The following is a 22,417-nucleotide window of genomic DNA, read 5'->3' on the forward strand; positions in this document are numbered from 1 at the left end:
GGATGGGATGAAATGAAGGAAAAGAAGAAGATTTTTTACGGATGGTGGATAGTAGTAGTAACGTTTTTATTGATGACATTGATATATGCTCCGATTGCCAACTTAGTTTCCCTGTTTACGTTGCCTGTTACAAAAGATCTTGGATTTGAACGATCCCAGTTTATGAACTATTTTACTATCATGGCATTAGCGTCCATGGTTACCGGGCCAATAGCAGGAAAGCTGATGAGGAAGATGGATGTAAGAGCCTATTTAACCCTATTTATTTTGCTTGGAGGAATCTCCTTTATCGGGTTTGCTATTTCTACAAAATTAATCCACTTTTATTTATTTGCGGTTTTAATGGGTGCTGGTCTTGCAGGGGGAGCGATGATTCCTGCCTCTGTTCTTATTACCAATTGGTTTAATGAAAAACGTGGACTATGCTTAGGTATTGCATTATCTGGAACAGGATTCGGCGGTGTGATTCTTAGTCCTATAGTAAATTCGTTAATTATCTCTAACGGATGGAGATCTGGCTATCTTCTTATTGGGCTATTAATTATTGTAGTACTGGTACCTTTGTCCATTTTTGTCATAAGATTAAACCCAGCAGACAAAGGATTGCTGCCATTAGGTGGTGCATCCATACAATCAAATCAAAAGACTGTACTTACGGGTACATCTCAACGAAAAGCATTACAATCTGTATCCTTTTGGTCCCTTTGCCTAGCCATACTGGTAGGTGGAGTAGTTGTTAATAGCATGTTAATTAATCTAGCACCATATTTATCCGATATTGGAGCTACAGCGGAAACAGCTGCATTATTATTATCACTAGGATCCGCAATGGTTATCGTTGGAAAGTTATTAGTAGGAAGAGTGTTCGACAAGGCAGGCTTAATCCTCACCGTATTAATCATTTCTGCCGGAAGCATTGTAAGTTTTCTATTCATAATGAAAGCAAATGTATTGGTTCCCGCTATTCTATATACTATCTTCTCAGGGGTAGGTGCTACAGCAGTTACAGTAACACCTGCTTATCTAACAGGTGCACTATATGGCGAGAAAGAATATGCCGGCAAGTATGGAGTTGTCGCTATTTTTATCTCCCTAGGCGCTGCAATCGCACCGATTGTTTCAGGAGCGGTGTATAATATAAACCATTCTTATGGATTGCTCCTAAATGTATTGATTATCCTTGCTGTTGTACAATTTGTCCTATTTTTCATATCTGTTAAAACAAAACCATCATTTACCAATAACACATTGGATGAGAATATAGCTTGAGGTGAAAAGGAGAATGAGCATGTCTGTTAAACAAGAATCGCTATTAAGCGCAGAATCAATAAAGGAAGAGCTTATCGAGCATCGCAGATATCTCCATCAGCATCCTGAATTAGGATTTGACCTGCCTAATACAGTTGCATATGTGGAAAAAGCTTTAAAAGGCATGGGCATGGAGCCGATAAAAGTTGGAAAAGCAGGACTAACTGTAACCATTGGCAATGGTAATGGGAAGACATTGTTGCTGAGAGGGGACATGGATGCTTTACCAATTAAAGAAAATACGAATTTATCATTTAAATCTACGAATGAGTATATGCATGCCTGCGGCCACGATATTCATACGACATTTATGCTCGGTGCTGCAAAATTATTAAAGGAAAGAGAAAACGAGATTAACGGAACCATCAAAATCATGTTCCAGCCTGCGGAGGAAATTGGCGTTGGCGCAAAGGACATGATAGAGAACGGAATATTAGAAAATCCGCCTGTGGATGCTGCACTTGCCTTGCATGTTGATCCAAGTCTAGAGGTTGGGAAATTCGGCTACAAGCCGGGACTTGCTGCCTCCTCTTTGGATGGGTTTTTCTTGAATGTTCAAGGGAAGGGTGGACACAGCTCTGAGCCACAAAAAGCTATCGATCCGTTAATGATCATCAATGCTGTCTACAATCAATTAAATGTATTAGTCGGAAAAGAAGTCGATCCCGGAGAAAGAGCAGTACTTGTTATTGGTAAGATGGGTGGCGGAACAGCAGCAAATGTTATTCCTGACACCGCCTATTTAGAAGCAATACTACGTTCGTTTAACCCGGATGTCCGAAATCATATTTTTAATAGAGTACAGGAAATCATCGATGCAACGGTCAAAATGATGCGTGGAACTTATACACTGGAAACTATCTCTACTCCATCCTTGTATAATAATGAGGAATTATGTGAACAAATGGTTCCATTTATAAAAGAAGTAACAGGAGAGCAAAACTTACAGGTAAATGAGGAACCATTAGCTGGAACAGAGGATTTTTCCTACATTAGTAATGTTGTTCCGACGATGTTTATGTGGGCTGGTGCCAACGGTTTAGGGGAGAAAAACTATCCGCTTCATAATCCTAATGTTGTGCTAGACGAAGGGGTTATACCGGTAGGTGTCGCTGTCTTGGTTCATACAGCTATAGAATGGTTGAAGCATCGAAACTAGGAAAGTGCCACAATAGCCAAAAAAACAGATGAACAAAGAGGACAAAGCGAGAAAGCTTTGTCTCTTTCTATTTGAATCAGATATTTGTTTTATCGAATTACCAATGTCATGAATACATAGCAACCACTTCTGATGAATATGTATCAATGGAAGGAGGAATCAAAATGAGAGCTGGTAATTTTGATACAGTGTGCGAACAGTTTGCTCATATCCTTAACGGCAAGCATAAGAAGGGGAATGGATCCTGTTCTGTTGCCTTTAAACGTCCATTTGAAATAACGATGCAGGGAAAGAAAAGTAGTTCCATTCTTGGAGTAGATGTTAATTTTGAATCACTGGATTCAAATGGCAATGCACTCAATATTGCAGAAGTGGCCATTTTAGAGGAGGAAATCCCAGCCTTTACCTATACAGCGATTCAACAGGGTATTATTATTAGTGCACTTCATAATCATTGGTTGTATACCAATCCGGTCATAATGTATATACATCTTCAATCTGTCGAACCTCCTCTTCATTTTGCACAAAAAATGGCCAATTGCCTAAGTAGGCTTAAGCAATATCCAGTACCGACTGAATAATCTCACAACTATTAAAACACGACCCCACTGCACTGTAGAACCTACCCCCAATCTGTTTATGGAAACATCGCAGAAAAAGTAATGGTATATATTGGATAGTATATTGTATACTATTTACAGAGAATTCGGGAAAAGGGGTAAAAGATAATTGAAATCATATAGAAAATACATCATGCTTATTTTGACAATGATCCTGCTGACATCCTGCTCACAACCAGAGCAAAAGGAACAAAAAAATGCGGGTTTAACGATTGAACCACTTTTTTTAAATAAAAAAGAGCAAACTCTAGTCAGCAAAACTGGAGTCAGCTCCATCGAATATTTCATTTTAAATGGTCATCTGAAGAAAAATGAGGACCTTAAAATGGAACTCGAAAAATATGTGAATGGACAAAATACAAATGAAACAATGAGTTCCTGGGATGAACCACAACGAACCTTTGATAATAGAATCCTTTCTTTCGGTGTCCAATCCATGCATGAGGGAAACGGAATAAATTTATTGATCGGTTTAACGGAAGGATTATCAAGGACTTCGGAGCCAACAAATAATATAATTGCAAGTTCGCAAGGTAATATATTAAGGGAAAAAGTGAAATTAATAAAGGGAAAACCTGTCTATTTAGCTGCATGGGTAGGTTCCTCGAAAAATGAAATTCAAAGCGTAGTTCAAACAGAGGACTGGACATTACCAACCTTCATTAAGGAATCGGAATTGGCGTTTGTCTATAAAATTACGATAGTTGATAGAAAGAAATAATAGAAGGGCATATTAGCTTTAAGCAGTTCGCTTACGTTAAGGGCAAGATTCTGCAGTTAGAACTAATTAATTTGTGAAGCTATCATGACACCTTGTATGGGTTTAGGGAGAATTATTTTAAATCAGAAAAAATAGTTCCAAATAAAATGATTATTCATCTGTAGGGGTGCGATTGTTCTATGATGGGCAATCGCTTTCTATTTCTACTAAAGAAGAGGTTAGTTTGAGTTAAAATTTACTATGAGGGGGAAACTTGTGAAAAAGCTTTGGATTTTTATTAGTTTAGCAATTATATTAGTAACTATTTTAGTCGTAAATCAAAAATTTATGTTCAATCCATTATTATTTCATAGAAACGCAGTAACGTATAATACTTGGTCTGATTATATTTATCCCTCCAAAATAGAATATCTGTACTGGGACGAAGAAAAAGGTTGGACTATTGGAAAAGATAGTAGTGATAAAAAGGAAATAAAGTATATTTTTAGTAAATTGCAAGGCAGTTTGAAACAAGGAAAGGTTCCTCCAAATGAATATCGCAATAGCGCAATGAAAAAGGAAATGAAGTTAATCATTAGGCGATATGACAGTGCTATTTTACTTCAGTTCGATTACTATGAAGGTGGTAATGTTGCAGATTTAAGTAATGGGAACTTCATCAAAATACCACCGGATCTTAAAAGGAACCTATTAAAAAGAACCTTTAATTATTAAAAATGATATTGCAATATTGGATACTTGGATAAATAATTCTATTCCAAATAAATAAGTGTTTCCATAAGTTTTACATAGTCATTTCATAATCCAGAGCAACGTTTCAATGTAACCTAATTATTCTCTACATAGTCTAATGTCCTAAAGGATGGTGAGGATTTTGAAGAAATGGTCTGTCCCTTTGTTGCTGTTGAGTGTGCTTCTATTTGCAACAGGCTGTGGAACGAATAATGCATCTGATGGCTTAGCGATAGCGAAGAATGTCCAATATGGGAAAGATGATTACACGAAAATCGTTTCTTCGCAAAACCAATTAGGATTTGATTGGCTGCAAAATATCGAGAAGGACAAGTATGGCAATGCGTTTATCTCCCCAACCAGCTTATTCCTGGCATTAGCAATGGTCTATAATGGTGCGGATGGAGAGACAAATGCAGAAATAGCGCAGGTTTTGCATACAGAAGCGTTAAATAAGGATGAACTAAGTAAAGCGAATGCCTCCCTAATGGCTAAGCTGCACCAACACACAAAGAAAATTGAGCTGAATGTAGCCAACTCCATATGGTTAGACAAGAATTACCACATTCAAAAGAACTTTTCCCAAGTCAGCAAAGATTACTATAATGCAAAGATACAAGAAATCAATAAAAATGATCCCAAATGGCCAAGCTTGATCAATGATTGGGTAAGCGGGGCAACCAATCATAAAATAAAAAAGATCGTCGACCCCTCATCTGATTCTGATTTCATTGCTTTATTAATAAATGCTATCTATTTTAAAGGGAATTGGGAGAATGAATTTGATAAAAAGAATACGGTAAAAAGAAACTTTCATTTACAAGATGGATCGATAAAAGAAGTTCCGCTTATGAAACTAAAAGAGGAATTAGATTATATGGAGAACGATAGCTTTCAGGCAGTTTCCCTTCCGTATGTCAATGGAGAAATGAGCATGAAGATTTTTCTTCCAAAGGAAAACACTACACTCGATCAATTTGAAAAAATGCTGACATCTGAACATTGGAAGGAATGGAACCTCGATTTCCGTAGTAGACCAGGAACCGTTATGCTACCCAAATTTCAATTGAATTATCAGGTGATGTTGAACGACACTCTAAAGAAGCTTGGAATGAAGTCAGCATTTGCAGCAAATGCGAATTTTTCCAAAATGATTCAGGAGGACGCCCCCATCTATATTAGTAAAGTACAACAAAAAACCTTCTTAAATGTGGATGAAAAAGGTTCTGAGGCAGCTGCAGCAACCTCTGTCGCAATGACAAAAGGGGCTCCTAGTCGCGAAGAACCATTTCAAATGAAGGTCAATCGTCCATTTTTCATCACCATAGTAGATGATGGTACCGGTACCATTCTATTTATGGGTGCTATCTCGAATCCGCAGGAGGCAAAAAGGTAATGGTTTAGACGGGGTGTTATTTCCAATAATAATATTATGTAAATCAAAAGTTCAAGAGACGTATCTGCATAGTATAGATTCGTCTTTTTTATTGCTTCTTTTAAGAAAAGCCTCATCGGATTTTGTATTTTAACAATCGATACAAAACAGCTTTTATACTTTTTCTACCAACAAGAGTGATATTGTTTTAAAACGATATTTTAATTGACGGCAAATGTCTATGCATATAATATATATCGTATACGATATATCGCATGGGATGTTTTTGGAGAAAGGAGATAAAAGTATTGGATAATGCTGTATTCATTCGTGAATCCATTGATTTTTTGCATCGCTATATGATGAAGAGCCTACAGAAGCAAGCAGAAGAGCATGGTGTAACGATTCCGCAAGCAAGGGTTATTGGCGAGGTGTATGCTCATGATACAGTAAGCATTAAACAGCTCTCGCAAAATCTGAAAATGACGCAAAGTACGGTTTCCGATATCGTAGAAAGACTAACATCAAAGGGGTTTCTTGTGAAAACTCCAAATGTAAAAGACAAACGGTTGGTCGATATTTCCTTGTCTGATAGACTAGCAGAGGAAATCAATGAGAGCATATCAGAAATTGGGAACCAATCATTAATCGGAGTATTAAGTCTTTTAAGCCAAGAGGAGCAAGAGGTAGTGCATAAGGGTATGGGTCTGTTGGTATCGGCTGTGAAGGAAAAAATGGCGGCAGAGGGAATGGACCGGAATGAATTCTTTGATGTATTGTTCTTTCCAAGTGAAACCAAACAAGGAAAATAAAGATTGAACGGGAAAATGGAGGATACAGTGTGAGAAAGATTATTAAAGGACGGTGGGCGATCTTCGCTATTTGGCTTATTGCATCAATATTGCTTACCGTCATACAGCCAGACATTAACGCTATCTTGCGACAAAAAGGGCAGCAGGGCACGAGCAGCAGCAGTCCATCCGTGCAGGCAGACAAAATCTTGAAAAAGATGGATACCACAAAAGGCACGAATAACCTGATTGTTTTTTACGATAAAAACAAAATTTCGAATGATGAAATGCAGAAAATCGGTGATGCCGTTCAATCGATACGCGATAGCCAAAAAGAGCTTGGCGTAACCGACATGATTGATCCTTTCAATATGCCTGATGCAAAAAGCTCTTTACTATCAAAAGATGAAACAACCTTGATGGTGAGCTTTAAGCTAGATAAAAAAGGCAGAGAAGTAGATGATATCAAAAAGCAGCTGGACAGTAAGCTGACAAAAGTTCCAACAGAACACTATCTTAGCGGGGAAGAATTTATCAATAATGATTATTTGAAGGCATCTCAAGCGGGGGTAGAGAAAAGTGCCGCATTGACGGTCATCTTTATTCTAGTAGTACTAATCCTGGCATTTAGATCCGTTGTGACACCTTTCATTTCCTTAATAGCTGTAGCATTTTCGTATCTTGTTTCGATGGGGATTGCGGCGCAATTAATTGATAAAGCTGGATTTCCGATTACAAGTCTTACGCAAATGCTCTTAGTGCTCATCCTATTTGGAATTGGGACGGATTATAACATCCTCCTTTTCAATCGATTTAAGGAAGAGCTTTCACATGGTCACTCCGTAGATCAATCGATTATCAACACTTATCAAACAGCGGGTAAAACAATTGCGTATAGTATTTTGACTGTATTCATTGCGTTTCTTGCCCTTGTCTTTTCCGAATCACCAATTTATAAATCAGGTGTAGTGGTTGTTATTGGTGTTACGATTCTATTGCTGGAAATCTTAACCTTTACTCCGTTCATTATGAAGGTATTAGGAAAGAAGATGTTCTGGCCTTCCAAGAGCGTGGGTGGACATAAGGAAAACAAATTCTGGGGGGGAACATCCTCCTTTGCAACCAAGCATCCAGTAATCGTCACAATCATTATTGTGTTAATCATTGCACCAATGGTGTATTTACATCAGGAAAAGCTGAACTTTGATACGGTTGGTGAGCTTGGGAATAAATATCCTTCTTCTAAAGCTATTAATTTAGTGGCGAATCATTTTGGCAAAGGCCAAGCGATGCCTGCCACAGTAGTCATTGAAAATAACAAAGCTTTGGATAATAATGAATCCCTTGCTGTAATTGATCATTTAACAGATGAGCTTAGAAATGTGAAAGGTGTGAAGAAAGTATTATCGGTTACACAACCACAAGGTAGCAAGATTGATGATTTTTATGTAGATAGTCAAATGGGCTCTGTTACTGGGGGTATATCGAAAACACAGGACGGCGTCGATCAAATTCATGATGGACTGAAGGAAGCACAAGAAAAGCTCGGTTCTGCAGACTTTTCGAAGGTGAACGATATGGTCGATGGTACAGCGAAGCTTCAAGATGGAATGACGGCTTTAACGGATGGGTTAAAGCAAATTCAAGCTGGGTTAGATGACGGTTCCAGTAATCCGCAAACCATTAGCAGTGGTTTAGCTACGATAGAAACAAATCTTTCTAAGATGAGCAGCGGTGTAAGTATCCTTGCAGATAACTATGGGAAAATGCAAGGCGGTTATAAAGAAATGGGTAATCATTATCAAGAGGCTGCCCAGGCGTTACTAGGGGTAAAAAGTGCACTATCGCAAATGCAACTGATGGTGAATGCATTAGGAAATAGCTATGCAGATTCGAATAAAGATGCGAACTATCAAGCATTAAAGCAAACAATGGATCAGTTATCCGTCTCTTTAAGTCCCATTACCCCTGAGGGAATTCAAGCTTTAAATAAAAATTACAACACCGTAACATCGGGATTTGCAACGGCAAATAAGAATCTTGCGCAAATGGGTACTGGTTTATCACAAATGGCGGACGGTTTGAAAAAGCTGAAAGATGGATTAGGAAAAGCATCCAACGGTATCAACACGATCGTCACCAATATGAACGAGGTCAATGGTGGACTTGGACAAATGAAAACCGGTCAACAGCAGCTTGCAGATGGTCTAAATGGATTCAGCGTATTTGGAGATAAGCTCTCCGATGTAAACGGCGGGCTTAAGCAAATTTCCGATGGACTTGGAAAAACAAATGGGTATCTGACTCAGCTTCATACGAATAAAAGCTTCTTCCTTCCAAAGGAAGCTCTAACGAACAATGATTTTAAAAAATCTTTAGACGCTTATATGTCTGATGATAGAAAAATCACCAAAATGACCGTTGTATTAAGTCATGATCCTTATTCTAATGAAGCGTTAACGACAATTAACAAAATCAATAAAACCGTTTCATCAGGATTGAATGGTACAGCTCTTTCCGATGCCAAGAGCGGTACGGCTGGCTCCAGCGCAACCACAAATGATATGAACGATGTATTGTCTAGAGATTTAAATAAAACAACGATCATCGTTATTATCGGAGTCCTTCTTGTTCTGTTCTTTGTAATTAGATCTTTCTGGACACCAGTATTTATCACAGCATCACTTGTAGGGGCTTACTATGCAGCGATGTTCCTAATCAATTATATATTTATAGATTTGCTAGGATATGAAGGGATTTCTTCCTTTGTACCGTTCTTCTCCTTCATCATCATTGTTGCCTTAGGAGTAGACTATAGCATCTTCCTGATGATGCGCTTTAAGGAATACCAGCATATGTCTCAGAAGGAAGCTATTATTCTCGCTTCCAAGCATACTGGTGGAGTTATTATTTCAGCTGTTATCATACTTGGCGGAACCTTCGCCACATTAATGCCAGCTGGAATCGTATTATTATCGGAATTAGCTATTGCAGTCATTACTGGATTAATTTTACTTTGCTTTATTCTACTGCCAATCTTCTTACCGGCCCTAATTGCTCTTCCGGAAGCTTTAGCAAAAGTAGGGGCAAGAAAGCAGAAAGAAGAAATGAGTTTGAAGGAAAAAGCTATATAAGTTAGAGAGGAATAGTTCAAAAATGAATACAGGCGAGAGGTCATTTTCATCCTCTCGCCTGATATTTTTTTAGTTTTCTCCTAATGAAAATATAGAAAACCTTAAAATATAACAAATTTCTAATAAAGTAATAAGTTAGCTAAGTAAATAGTATCATTAATATTCAAAAGATTGGAAAAACACTAGACAAAGTACTCTGTCACTATATATAATAAAATGGAAATTGAATTACAAGTATGACGAATATTGTAATTTATTTGAAGTGATAATTTTTGCATACTGTACATTAAAAATGAAGTCCATACATATGAAATGCAATAAATCAACTGGTTTCAACGAACTCCATGTAACATCTCTGGATGCAATCAAGTAAAAGATATTAAAATTGCAGCTGGAAGCATATTACATCCACGTTAACACTTTTCTATGACCCCACAACACGAAATAATAATTTTTTCCACTAGGAACATACAATATTTTTCTTACTATGCAATTTTCAAACAAGGTGTAGCCTCATTTACAGCAAGTTTCATCAAGTATATTTGCATTATATCAATAGTAAAAATCGGTTACATAGAGCGAATCTATTTAAGCTGCCCATTGTTTTAAAGGAGGTGAGGGAATGAAAGAGTACATAATAAAAACCCATGGGTAGACAAGTCGTAGCAGACAGTACCCAAGGGTTAAAGGCGTTGGAGTATACCAACGTACAGTAAGTATACTCCATTTTTAGTAAAAATGTAATATCTTACAAAAATAAAAAGGGAGTGTTATGTATGTTAGAGATGACAAAGTATGTTATTAATAAAAAAACCTGTATTATTTTTCCTCATTATGATGAATTCGGGAATTTGATTGCAATCGTTATAGAATCAGATCTCCACATTATCGTTAAAATGAGCCCTCTCAATATCATTAAATATAGTCTATTAAAATATGGATCCGGTTATCAAGGAGCAAAGGACGGAGCAAAGCACATACTGGGGAATACCACGATGAATCCTATTATGCTCAGCGAAAAATTTGAACTCTACGCCATCCCAACTAAGTCACCAACAAATAAAGAATGTGTTTGGTTCATGTTGGGCCAATACAAGTTTCATAAACGGGATGGAAACAATCAATTAAAAGTTATATTTAAAAACGGTTTTCCAGTCAAACTCGATGTCAGTCAAAAAAGCTTTGAAAATAAATTGCAAAAGGGTTATCGACTAAAGGATCAGATAGAAGAAATAGGGCAGCAGCCATTTAATTATTCTGCATCCCATGGGTGCTCCGTTGTTGTGGAATCGTTGGAGAATGGCTATGCAATTAGAAAAGTTAATCATGATGAGGAAATTACGGATGAGAATTTTGGAGATGTTTTTTAAAAAATAAGGAAGAAGAATCTTTGTTTTAGTAAATGTAAAGCTTAATTGTTGGTAGTATTATTGTTATCCTCTTAAGTAGTTACTAAATCATAACCACTTTCTTCGAGAGAAGGAAAGTGGTTATGATGAATTAATGGATGAAAAATTGAACGCTTCTTATTACCGTTGTGTATTAATAGAACGGCCGTCTTGCTCCAAACCCAAACCTAGCTCCACGAAAGCCACGTCTACCGACAAATCCCGGACCGAAGCGGCGGAACCTCCTAAACGGAAAAGGACCAAAAAACATAGTATTCCCCCATTCTAATGTATTTAATACTTACACATATAGTGTATGAAAATTAGACAAACACTGCGCTTGTTTACTCTGAAAATAGACTAATATAAGAATTAAATAGGGCAAATGGGATGCATGTGAATGCAATTTTAAAAGCATCCATTACAGGTATGCAAATAGGCGAGGAGTTTGCGGCGTAATTTTTTCAGTGAATAATTGGTAAGTAGATACTTTTACGAAAGTGGTAGTCAATAATAATATTATGTAAACTCAAAAAAACTCGTACTAAAATAATAGGTCATACCGGGTACCATTATGTTACTTCTGTGTTTTATAGATATTTTTTTGTACTCCTCCTACTTTAATTATAGCATATAAAAAATGGTCAATATAGACTGTTTATTCCCATTTCATACTGCTAAAATCAAATAACATGAATGGGTAGGAGGGATACGGAATGAGTTCTTTAGTACTCAGCTTTCAGGAAATAGAAAAAACACAGCTTCATCTCGTTGGCGGGAAAGGATTAAATTTAGGGGAATTATCCAGAATTCAAGGATTACAAATACCAGAAGGATTTTGTATTACAACAGTAGGATATCAAAAAGCCTTCGAAAAAAACGAAAAGTTTCAAGCGTTGTTGAATCAATTAACAATTCTAAAAGTTGAGGAACGTGATCAAATTGGTGAAATTAGCAGGAAGATTCGCCAATTAATTATAGAAGCAGAAATTCCGTCTGATGTGGTGAATGCAGTTTCTGACCAACTCACCCAGTTTGGCGAGAAACATGCTTACGCAGTGCGTTCCAGTGCGACTGCTGAAGATTTGCCGCATGCCTCTTTTGCTGGCCAACAAGATACCTATCTAAACATCAAAGGAAAAGATGCCATTTTACAGCATATCAGTAAGTGCTGGGCTTCCTTATTTACGGATCGTGCAGTGATTTATCGCATACAAAACGGATTTGACCACAGACATGTTTATTTGTCTGTTATCGTTCAAAAGATGATTATCCCACACGCTTCAGGGATTTTATTTACCGCTGATCCAGTTACATCTAATCGAAAGGTTCTATCCATCGATGCCAGCTTTGGACTTGGAGAAGCACTGGTGTCAGGCTTGGTAACTCCTGATTGTTATAAAGTACAGGATGGAAAAATCGTCGAGAAGATGCTAGCAACCAAAAAATTGGCAATCTATGGACGAAAGGAAGGCGGAGCAGAGACACAACAGATCGATCCGAGTCAGCAAAAGACACAAGTACTTACGGATCAACAAATTCTACAACTAGCACTCATCGGAAGACAAATCGAAGCTTATTTTCGCCAGCCACAAGATATTGAATGGTGTCTGGTGGAGGATGCATTCTATATTGTCCAGAGTCGTCCAATCACTACTTTATACCCTATCCCAGAAACGAATGATCAAGAAAATCACGTCTATATTTCCGTTGGTCATCAACAAATGATGACGGACGCCATGAAACCATTAGGATTATCTTTTTGGCTGTTAACGACTCCTGCCCCCATGCGCGTGGCTGGTGGAAGATTATTTGTTGATGCAACGCCTCAGCTATCTACACCTACCAGTCAAAAAAATTTACTAAATCTAATGGGACAACACGAACCGCTCACCAAAGAAGCACTAACGACCATAGTAGAGCGAGGAAATTTTATAAAAATGATTCCAGAGGATGAAAAAGCGCAAAGCTCCGGCCCAATCAATAAGGGGATGTCTGAGGACTTTATGACAGAAATCAAAAACGATTCGGCAATCGTTCATGATTTAATTAAGAGTAGTCAAATATCGATAGAAGAGTTAAAACGAAACATCGAAACGAAATCGGGAACGGAGTTATTTCATTTCATTCAAGAGGATCTCCAGCAATTTAAAAAAATTCTATTTAACCCAAAAAGTTCTGCTCTGATTAGGATTGCTATGAATGCTTCCGCATGGGTCAATGAAAAAATGAACCAATGGTTAGGCGAAAAAAACGTAGCAGACACACTTTCTCAATCGGTACCAAACAATATCACTTCGGAAATGGGTTTGGAGCTATTGGATGTCGCAGATGCCATTCGTCCTTATCCTGAAATAATAGAGTATTTGCAACATGTAAATGATGACAGCTTTTTGGATGAACTCGGTAAGTTTGATGGTGGGCAGGAAGTCCAAGTTGCTATCAAAGCATACCTAAGTAAATATGGAATGCGTTGTGTCGGGGAGATCGATATTACAAAAACCCGGTGGAGTGAAAAGCCAGCTGCACTTATCCCCATGATTCTTAGCAATATCAAAAACTTTGAGCCTAATGCCAGCCAGCGGAAATTTGAGCAGGGGCTGCGTTCAGCTATGGAAAAAGAACAAGAGTTATTAGGTCGACTGAAGCAATTACCAGATGGAGAACAAAAGGCGGAAGAAACAAAACAAATGATTCACCTAATCCGAAGTTTCATTGGATATAGGGAATATCCGAAATATGGAATGATTAACCGCTACTTTGTTTATAAACAGGCTTTGTTAAAAGAAGCGGAGCAACTCATACAAGCTAATATAATTCGGGAAAAGGAAGATATATACTATCTTACCTTTGAAGAACTTCATGAAGTCGTCCGCACAAATAATTTGGATTACCAGATTATTAGCAAGCGAAAAGACGAGTATAAATTATATGAAAAACTAACTCCTCCACGTGTCATCACTTCAGATGGTGAAATTATTGTTGGTACGTACAAACGAGAAAATCTCCCTGCAGAAGCCCTTATAGGTCTACCTGTTTCTTCCGGAGTGATAGAGGGAAGAGCACGTGTTATCTTTAACATGGAAGATGCTGTTTTGGAAGAGGAAGATATATTAGTGACCACCTTTACGGATCCCAGCTGGACACCACTGTTTGTATCTATAAAAGGTCTAGTTACCGAAGTTGGCGGACTGATGACTCACGGAGCAGTAATAGCACGTGAATATGGCTTGCCAGCAGTCGTCGGAGTGGAAAATGCTACGAAGTTAATCAAAGACGGACAAAGGATAAGGGTGAATGGAACAGAGGGGTATATAGAAATACTATAATGTATTGCATGTTGTTTTTAGTAAAGCATCATTTCTCCATTTTATTATGGAGAAATGGTGCTTGTTATATTTATATCAATGAAAATGCACGATATACAATAAATAATACTTAATATTAGCAATAATATGATAATATTGATGAGATAGAAAAAAGCAATATTAAATCCGCAGTTTCTAAAGGAGGCATCATTATGAAGCAACTTTATATAAAGCAAAAGGTATTTAGTCTAAGTGAAAAATTCACCGTAAAGGATCAGGATGGGAATGACGTTTATTACGTGGAAGGTAGTTTTATGCACATTCCTAAGACTTTCTCGATTAAAAATTCAACCAGAGATGAAATTGCACTCATTACGAAGAAGGTGTTCAGCCTTTTACCGAAGTTCTTTGTTGAGGTAAATGGTCGAGAGATGTTAACGATTCAAAAGGAGTTTTCTTTCTTTAAAGCGCGCTATAGAATTGATGCTGCCGATATGGAAGTCCAAGGAAATTGGTGGGATATGAACTTTCAGGTATTACAGCATGGTGAACCAGTTGGAAATGTGAGCAAGGAGTGGTTCACTTGGGGAGATAGCTACAAGGTGGAAATATTGAATGAAGAGATGGAAGCCATCATTATTGCGATCGTTGTGGCAATTGATTGTGTTAAGGCTGATGATGCAGCTGCTTCCTCAGCTGGAGTACATTAATTCAGGTGCCATTCGGAATATCAAAAGAATTACAGTATCCAATTTATCCAGAATATGATTAGAACTAGCCATTATCAAAATACGTTTATACAAAAAGCAATCTCTATTTCGGAGATTGCTTTTTTGTTTCTTCCATAATATTAAACATTGAAAAATATTATTTTATTATAACAAAAAGTTCTTTGGTATTAAGAAAATGGAATACTTTGGTTTTAATCTAATAGAAAATGACTATTGTTTTCGTATATTTATCAAATATGTAAATTAATTTGAAATTAGATTAAAAATAGATTAGAATTATATTAGAATAAAATTAGGAGGATATGTGAATGAAAAAGATTATTTCCATTTTAGGTGTCGGGCTATTATCAGTAGGAGTGTTAGCTGCATGTTCTGATACGAGCGATGTAAGTACTGGTGGAAAAAACAATGCAACAAACCAAGAAGCAAAGAAGCAAGCTGCAAAAGCGGATGATAGTACGAAGAAATTCAATGCTGGAGTTTCCAAAGAATTCAACGGAATGAAAGTGAGCATTGCGGACGTAAAAATTACAAAGAAAAATATTCAGGTAGGACTTAATATCCAAAATACAACATCCAATACTATTTCCATGTACCCTGATCAAGGACATCTAGTTATTGGCGATTTGCAATTAGAAGCTAATATGTTTGATGGAACAGGTGATGTATCTGGTGATATCAGCGGCGGAGTTAAAAAAGACGGCGTTATCGTTTTTGACGCTCCACAAGGAAAAACATTAGACGTGAAAAAAATTAAGTCCATCGCATTCCATATGGGACAAATCCTAGATAATAAGACTTTCAAAAATATTGATGATGCTGTAGTTACGATTCCAGTAAAATAAGACATAGTAATTAAAATAAAGATTCATAGAAAAGTTGGTTTCATTAAATGGAAGCCAACTTTTTCTTTTACCTTGGGGATTGTTCTCAAGTTATCAGTATTGCTGGAATAGTAGAAGCTCTCATGATTATAAATCCTTGTTTTCAAGTATGAATGATTCAATTAGTTAATGCTGAATATTTAGAATAATGTAGAAAAATGTCGAAAGAAAGTTTTGAATAATCAGTTAAGTTAATGCTATACTTAAGGTAACTGGTAATGACGTCATGTACTTAGTGGAACTGGTAATGACGTCATGTACTTAGTGGAACTGGTAATGACGTCATGTACATTCATCGTTTCTAGTGTGTGGGAAACCATTGTAGAAATTGGTTACAAAGAGTAGGGAATTCACTCCTGCAAACTCTAGCAACAGTAATTCTATTAAATTTACTTTATATTATTTTTTGGTTAAAACGTAAGCGCTTTCTTAATTAGTATTGAAAATTATTGTAGTGAAGGGAGGGGCATAAAAAACTTTAAAAAAGTTTTTTATTGTTAGGGAGATAGACAATTTTAGAGAAGAATCGGGGAGGACAATACAATGACAAAAGTAACTATTATAGGAGCAGGCAGCTTTTTTACTCATGATATTGTAGTCGATATTTTAAATATTGAAGGAATGGATAAGGGCGTAATCGGATTAGTAGATATTGACGAAAAACGCTTGGAAATCGCCCATCGATTGGTTGAAAAAATCATACAGGTCACAGGGAAGAACTGGAGTGTTGTTTCATCGGTGAATAGGCGGGAAGTTTTACCTGGATCTAATTTTGTGATCAATCAAATAGAGGTTGCCGGATTATCAACTGTAAAACTGGAGTATGAAATTCCGCTTAAATATGGGGTAAATCAATGTATTGGCGATACCATGGGACCAGGAGGTCTTTTTAAAACCTTGCGCACATTACCTGCATGGCGAGACATTGTAGCTGATATAAACGAATTATGTCCGGAAACGGTCATCTTAAATTACACCAACCCAATGTCTGCAGTGACATTGGCGACAACCCGATTGACAGATAACCCGGTGGTAGGTCTTTGCCATTCGATTCAAAACACATCAAGGCAGCTCGCTAGTTATTTGGATGTCCCATATGAGGAATTAAAATGGAAAGCAGCAGGCATCAACCATATGTCGTGGTTCTTAGAGCTAATTCATAATGGCAAAGATATGTATCCTGTCCTAAAAGATAAAATAGCCAATAATCCTGATTTATTAGCAAAAGATCCTGTGCGTTTGGATGCCATGAAATATTTGGGAAGCTTTGTATCCGAATCCAGCGGTCACTTTTCCGAATATATTCCTTACTACCGGAAACGTCAGGATTTGATAGATAAACATTGCAGTGCCGGATATAACGGTGCAACAGGGTTTTATGCCAATAACTGGCCAGCATGGAGAAAAGAAAGTGATGAAAGTATTTTAAAGATATTATCTGGCGAAAGCGAGATCAAACTGGAATCCAGTAATGAATATGCGGCTACGATCATTGAGGCAATGGTCAAAAATACCCCAAAGGTAATTTACGGAAATGTTCCAAACAAAGGGCTTATTGAAAATTTGCCATCTTATGGGGTAGTAGAAGTCGCATGTATGGTGGATCAGAACGGTGTACAGCCATGTCAGTTTGGAAAGCTTCCTGAACATCTAGCGGCATTATGCCGGAGTAATATGGCATTTTTCGATTTAGCTGTACAAGCCGTATTGGAAAATGATAAGGAAAAGGCATTTTATGCCCTGACAGTTGACCCGCTGACATCTGCCGTTTGTTCCTTGGCGGAAATTAGGGATATGTTTGATGAGTTATTTGAAGCTGAGCGCGAGTATATTGGAGATTTAAGATAATGATCCAAACAGTAGGAATTTATAACTACAAAAAGCAGAAAAGAGGGGAATTCATTTGAAAAGAGTAAAAGTAATATGGATTATAGCCTTGATGTTTTTACTTCCATTGTCAGCATGCAGCAACAGTAGCTCATCTAACAATGGTTCAAGTGATGGAAAAGTAACATTGACGTGGTGGAGTCATGATGGACCGGCTTTTGTTAAGGCGAATAAAAAATTTATTAAGGATTACGAAGCAGCAAACCCCAATATAAAAATTAATCTGCAAATTTACCCATATGATGCTTTCGTTCAAAAGATTAAAGCTGCATATGCATCTAAGAATCCACCTGATATGGCCCAGGTATTTGGCAACTGGGTACCACAATATACGAAAAATGATTTACTTTCTCCAGTGCCTAATGACATGAAAGATTGGGTGAAATCCAATTTTTATGAACCAGCTTTAGGTGCGTACACGCATAATGAAGTCCCTTATGGAATTCCACAGGAATTTAATATTGAAAATGGCGGTGTATTAGCCAATCCGGACATGTTCCAAAAAGCAGGACTGGAATACCCAAAAACTTGGGATGAGTTTATAGCGGATGCCGAAAAACTTACAGTGACCGAAAACGGAAAAATTAAAGTAAAAGGCTTTGACTTCATTAATACGGACAATATCACATTTACCTTTTTGTCCCTTATTCTTCAACAAAAAGGAGAATATTGGGATGGCGATAAAATTAACTTTTCTACCCCGGAAGCCGTAAAGGCTATGGAAGAACTTAAAAAATTCGTTACCGATTATAAAGTAACAAACTTCCGAGATTTTGGCGGAAAAGAAGATACTACAGATTTGTTTTTCAAGAATAAGGCTGCAATGGTCGTGAGAGGACCTTGGTCGATTGCAGAAGGGAAGGAAAATTATAATTCTGAGAAGCTAGATTATATTCCGATGCCATCCTTTACGGAAAATCCTCCTTATTTTGCGGCAGAATCCGGATGGGGAGAAATAGTTGCAAAGAGTAGTAAACATCAAAAGGAAGCATGGAAATTTATTAGGTTTATGACAGAAAAAGAGAACGCAAAATATTTTAATATTACAACGTTTACGGTTCCAGCAAACAAAGAGGTAGCCGAGGATTCAGAATTTTTGAAAGTCTTACCAAAAATGAAAGCTTCCATAGATGTTCTTCCTCAAGGTAGATTTATTGGAAACATAGATACGGATTTCTTAAAGAAAACAATTAGTGATAACTTTCAATTGATTGCAGCGGATAAAATTTCCGTTGAAGATGGCTTGAAGAAAACGGAAACAACTATCAATCAAATGTTAGGTAAGTAATAGAGTAATCTAAATGGCCGGTATATCATGCTTGGTAGAACCACCTAATTACGGTGTAAAACGAGGGGTACCATTACCCCTCATTTCGCCGGATCCGTTTGTTTGTTAGTTAACTGGAGAAAGACGATTAATGTAAGCAATGGGGGATAGCGATGTCATCAATTCCTAAATCAACACTAACTAGTTCATCTATAGAATTTAAGAATAAGAAACGTAGAAAAACATCCCAAAGTAAGGCTCAGAAGCACTTTGTTTTCTTCTCTTTGACACCAATCATGATTGTTTTCTTAATTTTCTCGGCAATCCCCATTGTTTGGGGGTTGGTTTTATCCTTTTATCAATATAATCCACTGCAGGAGCATTCTCCATTTGTAGGTTTAAAGAATTATTTGGATCTATTAAAAGATGATGTCTTTATTAAATCCTTCTGGAATACCTTTAAATTTGTGATCATTGCGGTTCCCGCAAATATCGTTTTAACTTTAATGATTGCCATTGGTATCAATCGAATTAGAAGTAAACTTTTCCGAAATTTATTTCGGACCGTTTTCTTTTTGCCATGTATTGCCCCTTTAGCGGGTTCGGCAGTGGTATGGTCAACGATGTTTAATAAGGATACAGGACTTTTCAATGTTCTGCTAAATGCTTTACATATACCTGGAGTCGATTGGCTCACGGATCCATCTATAGCCATGTACTCTGTTATTGCAATGACACTTTGGGCGGATATGGGCTTTAATATAGTACTTTTTATGGCAGGCTTAGATTCCATTCCAAAAATGTTTTATGAGGCAGCAGAATTGGATGGTGCCAATCGCTGGAAGACCTTTTGGAATATTACGGTTCCGCTTTTAAGTAGAACATCTCTTTTTGTAACCATAATGACTTGTCTTTCCTATTTCCAAATGTTCCCTCAATTTCAAATTCTAACGAATGGAGAACCTCAGAATGAAACGAGGGTCCTAGCCTTAAGCATCTATGATCACGCTTTTACTTATATGAATATGGGGTACGCATCCGCAATCGCATCGGTACTGTTTGTCATCATCTTGATTATTACGATTCTTCAGCTGAAATTAGGAAAATCTCAGTGGGAATATTAGGGGGGACATTATGAAAAGGAAACTGGATATTCCATATATTATTCTGTTTGTATTGGTGTCGATTGGTGCCGTTATTATGTTTCTTCCATACCTTTGGATGGTTCTGTCCTCCTTGAAAGGAAATCATGAGATTCTTTCAGGTTCGACTAATATCATTCCAAAAAGTATCACCTTTGAAGGGTACAAGACGGTTTTTAAAGACGCACCATTTGTAAGATGGCTAATTAATAGTTTAATATCTTCCACACTTGTAACAGTGGCCACACTATTTACAAGTGCATTAGCAGGTTATATTTTTGCCAAATTCAAATTCAGAGGGAAAAAGCTTTCCTTTTTGCTCATATTGGCAACCATGATGGTTCCATTCCAGGTCATTATGATTCCCAGATATTTAATAGTTTCTGATTTAGGATTAATTAATAATCTACTAGCCTTGATTATTCCAAATCTAATAAGCGGTTTTGGCATTTTTCTAGCAAAGCAATTTATTGAATCTATTCCCAATGATTTAATTGAAGCGGCAAGGATTGATGGAGCAGGGGAGTTCCGAACTTTCTGGAGCTTGATCCTGCCTCAGATAAAACCAGCATTATCTGCTGTAGGTATTTTTACTTTTATGGCAACATGGAATGATTACTTATGGCCACTAATTGTCTTAAACGATCTAGATAAAATGACTGTTCCACTGGCATTGGTCTTTTTTAACGGACAACATATTGTGAATTATAATGTGGTCATGTCTGCCGGCGTATTAATCATGATTCCGGTTGTCATTGTATTTTTAGTGTTCCAGCGCCAATTCATTAAAGGGATGACCATGACTGGAATGAAGTAAGACAGGAAGTGTGACGAGAGAAAAAAGGGGAAATTGTTCTTAGCATCGCAGCCGTTGTCGCCACCTTGCTTATTGAGGGTACAATCAGACTTTAACTAGATTCTTCAAAAATACTAGGAGGATAGACTTGTGGGGAAAAGCATTTTTGTTTTAGGAGAATTGAATGTGGATTTAATTTTTTCCGGAGAAAATATCACTCCAGAATGGAATAGAGAAAAGCTGGTAGATCAATTCGAACAGGTTTTGGGTTCCTCTTCGGCAATTACGGCCTGTGTTTTGGCGGGGCTTGGTCACCACGTTTCTTTTGTAGGGGTAGTGGGGGATGACCCATTTGGTCATTTTTGTATGGACCAGCTGGAAGCAAAGGGTGTTAATACAGACTATATAACGGTTGTCCCTGAATTAAAAACCGGGGTGACACTATCCTTAACTACAACAAACGACCGAGCTTTATTAACATTTATGGGCGCTATTTCAAAATTAACGAAAGAATATTTGCCGGTGAATTTATATGAAATGGCCGATCATATTCATTTTGGTTCGTACTATCTACAGCAAGATATCCGGTCGCAATGGAGAGAAATTTTTGCCGAGGCAAAAAAACATCATATCAGTACATCCTTCGATACTGGTTGGGATCCTAACAATCAGTGGTATAAAGATGATTTATTGGAATTACTTGAGTTTACAGATCTATTTATTCCTAGTGAAGAAGAGTTGTTTCATATTTTAAATATCCATAATGTAACGGATATAAAGGCACATCTTCCTGAAAAACGCGGGATGGTAGCAATAAAAAGAGGGGGAAACGGTTCGCTCTTAATCGATCATAATGCCAATTACACAAGTGCTGAGGCATATAAAGTAAATCCGATGGATACCACTGGAGCCGGTGATTCTTTTAATGCGGGATTAATAACGGGCTTTTTGCAAAACAAACGTGGAAAAGAGCTTCTCCAGTTTGCCAATGCTTGTGGCGCATTGGCAACTTTAAGAATCGGCGGGGCGACTACGGTTCCTTCTTTGGAAGAGGTTCTCCACTTTCAAAACAGGTTTGCACAATAGTAAACCGAAAATGGGAAGACATCATAAGGAGTGGTAACCTTTTCAAGGTTATAGATAATATTTGAAAAGCTACCATAAAAGGAGTTAA

Annotated in this window: 17 protein-coding genes; all 17 read left to right on the forward strand. The window is 37.3% G+C overall.

Annotation, left to right across the window (positions count from 1 at the left end):
- Nucleotides 1-12: 12 nt before the first annotated feature.
- A complete protein-coding gene (locus KHA87_RS06115) occupies nucleotides 13-1,269 on the forward strand; it encodes an MFS transporter (protein WP_213093204.1) in 1,257 nt (418 codons plus the stop codon).
- Between the two features lie 19 nt (nucleotides 1,270-1,288).
- Nucleotides 1,289-2,467 carry a M20 metallopeptidase family protein gene (locus KHA87_RS06120; protein ID WP_213093205.1) on the forward strand — a complete coding sequence of 393 codons (1,179 nt, stop codon included), beginning with the start codon at nucleotides 1,289-1,291 and terminating at the stop codon, nucleotides 2,465-2,467.
- A 164-nt stretch (nucleotides 2,468-2,631) separates the two neighbouring features.
- A complete protein-coding gene (locus tag KHA87_RS06125; RefSeq protein ID WP_213093206.1) occupies nucleotides 2,632-3,048 on the forward strand; it encodes a DUF1259 domain-containing protein in 417 nt (138 codons plus the stop codon).
- 148 nt (nucleotides 3,049-3,196) lie between these two features.
- On the forward strand, nucleotides 3,197-3,808 hold the full coding sequence (locus KHA87_RS06130; RefSeq protein WP_213093207.1) for a hypothetical protein: 612 nt from the start codon (nucleotides 3,197-3,199) through the stop codon (nucleotides 3,806-3,808).
- A gap of 255 nt (nucleotides 3,809-4,063) precedes the next feature.
- Nucleotides 4,064-4,522, forward strand: coding sequence for a hypothetical protein (locus KHA87_RS06135; RefSeq protein ID WP_213093208.1), 459 nt, complete (start codon nucleotides 4,064-4,066; stop codon nucleotides 4,520-4,522).
- Between the two features lie 160 nt (nucleotides 4,523-4,682).
- Nucleotides 4,683-5,936, forward strand: a complete 1,254-nt coding sequence (locus tag KHA87_RS06140; RefSeq protein WP_213093209.1) for a serpin family protein — start codon at nucleotides 4,683-4,685, stop codon at nucleotides 5,934-5,936.
- Nucleotides 5,937-6,223: 287 nt separating this feature from the next.
- Nucleotides 6,224-6,727 (forward strand): MarR family winged helix-turn-helix transcriptional regulator, encoded by a 504-nt coding sequence (locus tag KHA87_RS06145; protein WP_249310146.1) that lies wholly within the window; start codon nucleotides 6,224-6,226, stop codon nucleotides 6,725-6,727.
- A gap of 29 nt (nucleotides 6,728-6,756) precedes the next feature.
- Nucleotides 6,757-9,840: an MMPL family transporter gene (locus KHA87_RS06150; RefSeq protein ID WP_213093211.1), complete on the forward strand. Its 3,084-nt coding sequence runs from the start codon at nucleotides 6,757-6,759 to the stop codon at nucleotides 9,838-9,840.
- Between the two features lie 776 nt (nucleotides 9,841-10,616).
- On the forward strand, nucleotides 10,617-11,210 hold the full coding sequence (locus KHA87_RS06155; RefSeq protein WP_213093212.1) for a competence protein ComK: 594 nt from the start codon (nucleotides 10,617-10,619) through the stop codon (nucleotides 11,208-11,210).
- 734 nt (nucleotides 11,211-11,944) lie between these two features.
- Nucleotides 11,945-14,557 carry a phosphoenolpyruvate synthase gene (ppsA, locus tag KHA87_RS06160; RefSeq protein WP_213093213.1) on the forward strand — a complete coding sequence of 871 codons (2,613 nt, stop codon included), beginning with the start codon at nucleotides 11,945-11,947 and terminating at the stop codon, nucleotides 14,555-14,557.
- Between the two features lie 191 nt (nucleotides 14,558-14,748).
- Nucleotides 14,749-15,246 (forward strand): LURP-one-related/scramblase family protein, encoded by a 498-nt coding sequence (locus KHA87_RS06165; RefSeq protein ID WP_213093214.1) that lies wholly within the window; start codon nucleotides 14,749-14,751, stop codon nucleotides 15,244-15,246.
- 329 nt (nucleotides 15,247-15,575) lie between these two features.
- Nucleotides 15,576-16,112, forward strand: coding sequence for a hypothetical protein (locus KHA87_RS06170; protein WP_213093215.1), 537 nt, complete (start codon nucleotides 15,576-15,578; stop codon nucleotides 16,110-16,112).
- A 582-nt stretch (nucleotides 16,113-16,694) separates the two neighbouring features.
- Nucleotides 16,695-17,999 carry an alpha-galactosidase gene (gene melA / locus KHA87_RS06175; RefSeq protein ID WP_213093216.1) on the forward strand — a complete coding sequence of 435 codons (1,305 nt, stop codon included), beginning with the start codon at nucleotides 16,695-16,697 and terminating at the stop codon, nucleotides 17,997-17,999.
- 55 nt (nucleotides 18,000-18,054) lie between these two features.
- The gene (locus KHA87_RS06180) at nucleotides 18,055-19,326 is read left to right on the forward strand and encodes an ABC transporter substrate-binding protein (protein ID WP_249310148.1); all 1,272 of its coding nucleotides are present in this window, start codon (nucleotides 18,055-18,057) and stop codon (nucleotides 19,324-19,326) included.
- A gap of 152 nt (nucleotides 19,327-19,478) precedes the next feature.
- Nucleotides 19,479-20,429, forward strand: a complete 951-nt coding sequence (locus KHA87_RS06185; RefSeq protein WP_213093217.1) for a carbohydrate ABC transporter permease — start codon at nucleotides 19,479-19,481, stop codon at nucleotides 20,427-20,429.
- A 10-nt stretch (nucleotides 20,430-20,439) separates the two neighbouring features.
- Complete coding sequence (locus KHA87_RS06190; protein WP_213093218.1) at nucleotides 20,440-21,264, forward strand: carbohydrate ABC transporter permease; 825 nt, start codon at nucleotides 20,440-20,442, stop codon at nucleotides 21,262-21,264.
- A 129-nt stretch (nucleotides 21,265-21,393) separates the two neighbouring features.
- Nucleotides 21,394-22,329, forward strand: a complete 936-nt coding sequence (locus KHA87_RS06195) for a carbohydrate kinase family protein (RefSeq protein WP_213093219.1) — start codon at nucleotides 21,394-21,396, stop codon at nucleotides 22,327-22,329.
- The last annotated feature ends 88 nt before the right edge of the window (nucleotides 22,330-22,417 follow it).

Origin of the sequence: Bacillus sp. FJAT-49736 (assembly GCF_018343615.1) — a bacterium.
GTDB lineage: Bacteria > Bacillota > Bacilli > Bacillales > Bacillaceae_C > Margalitia.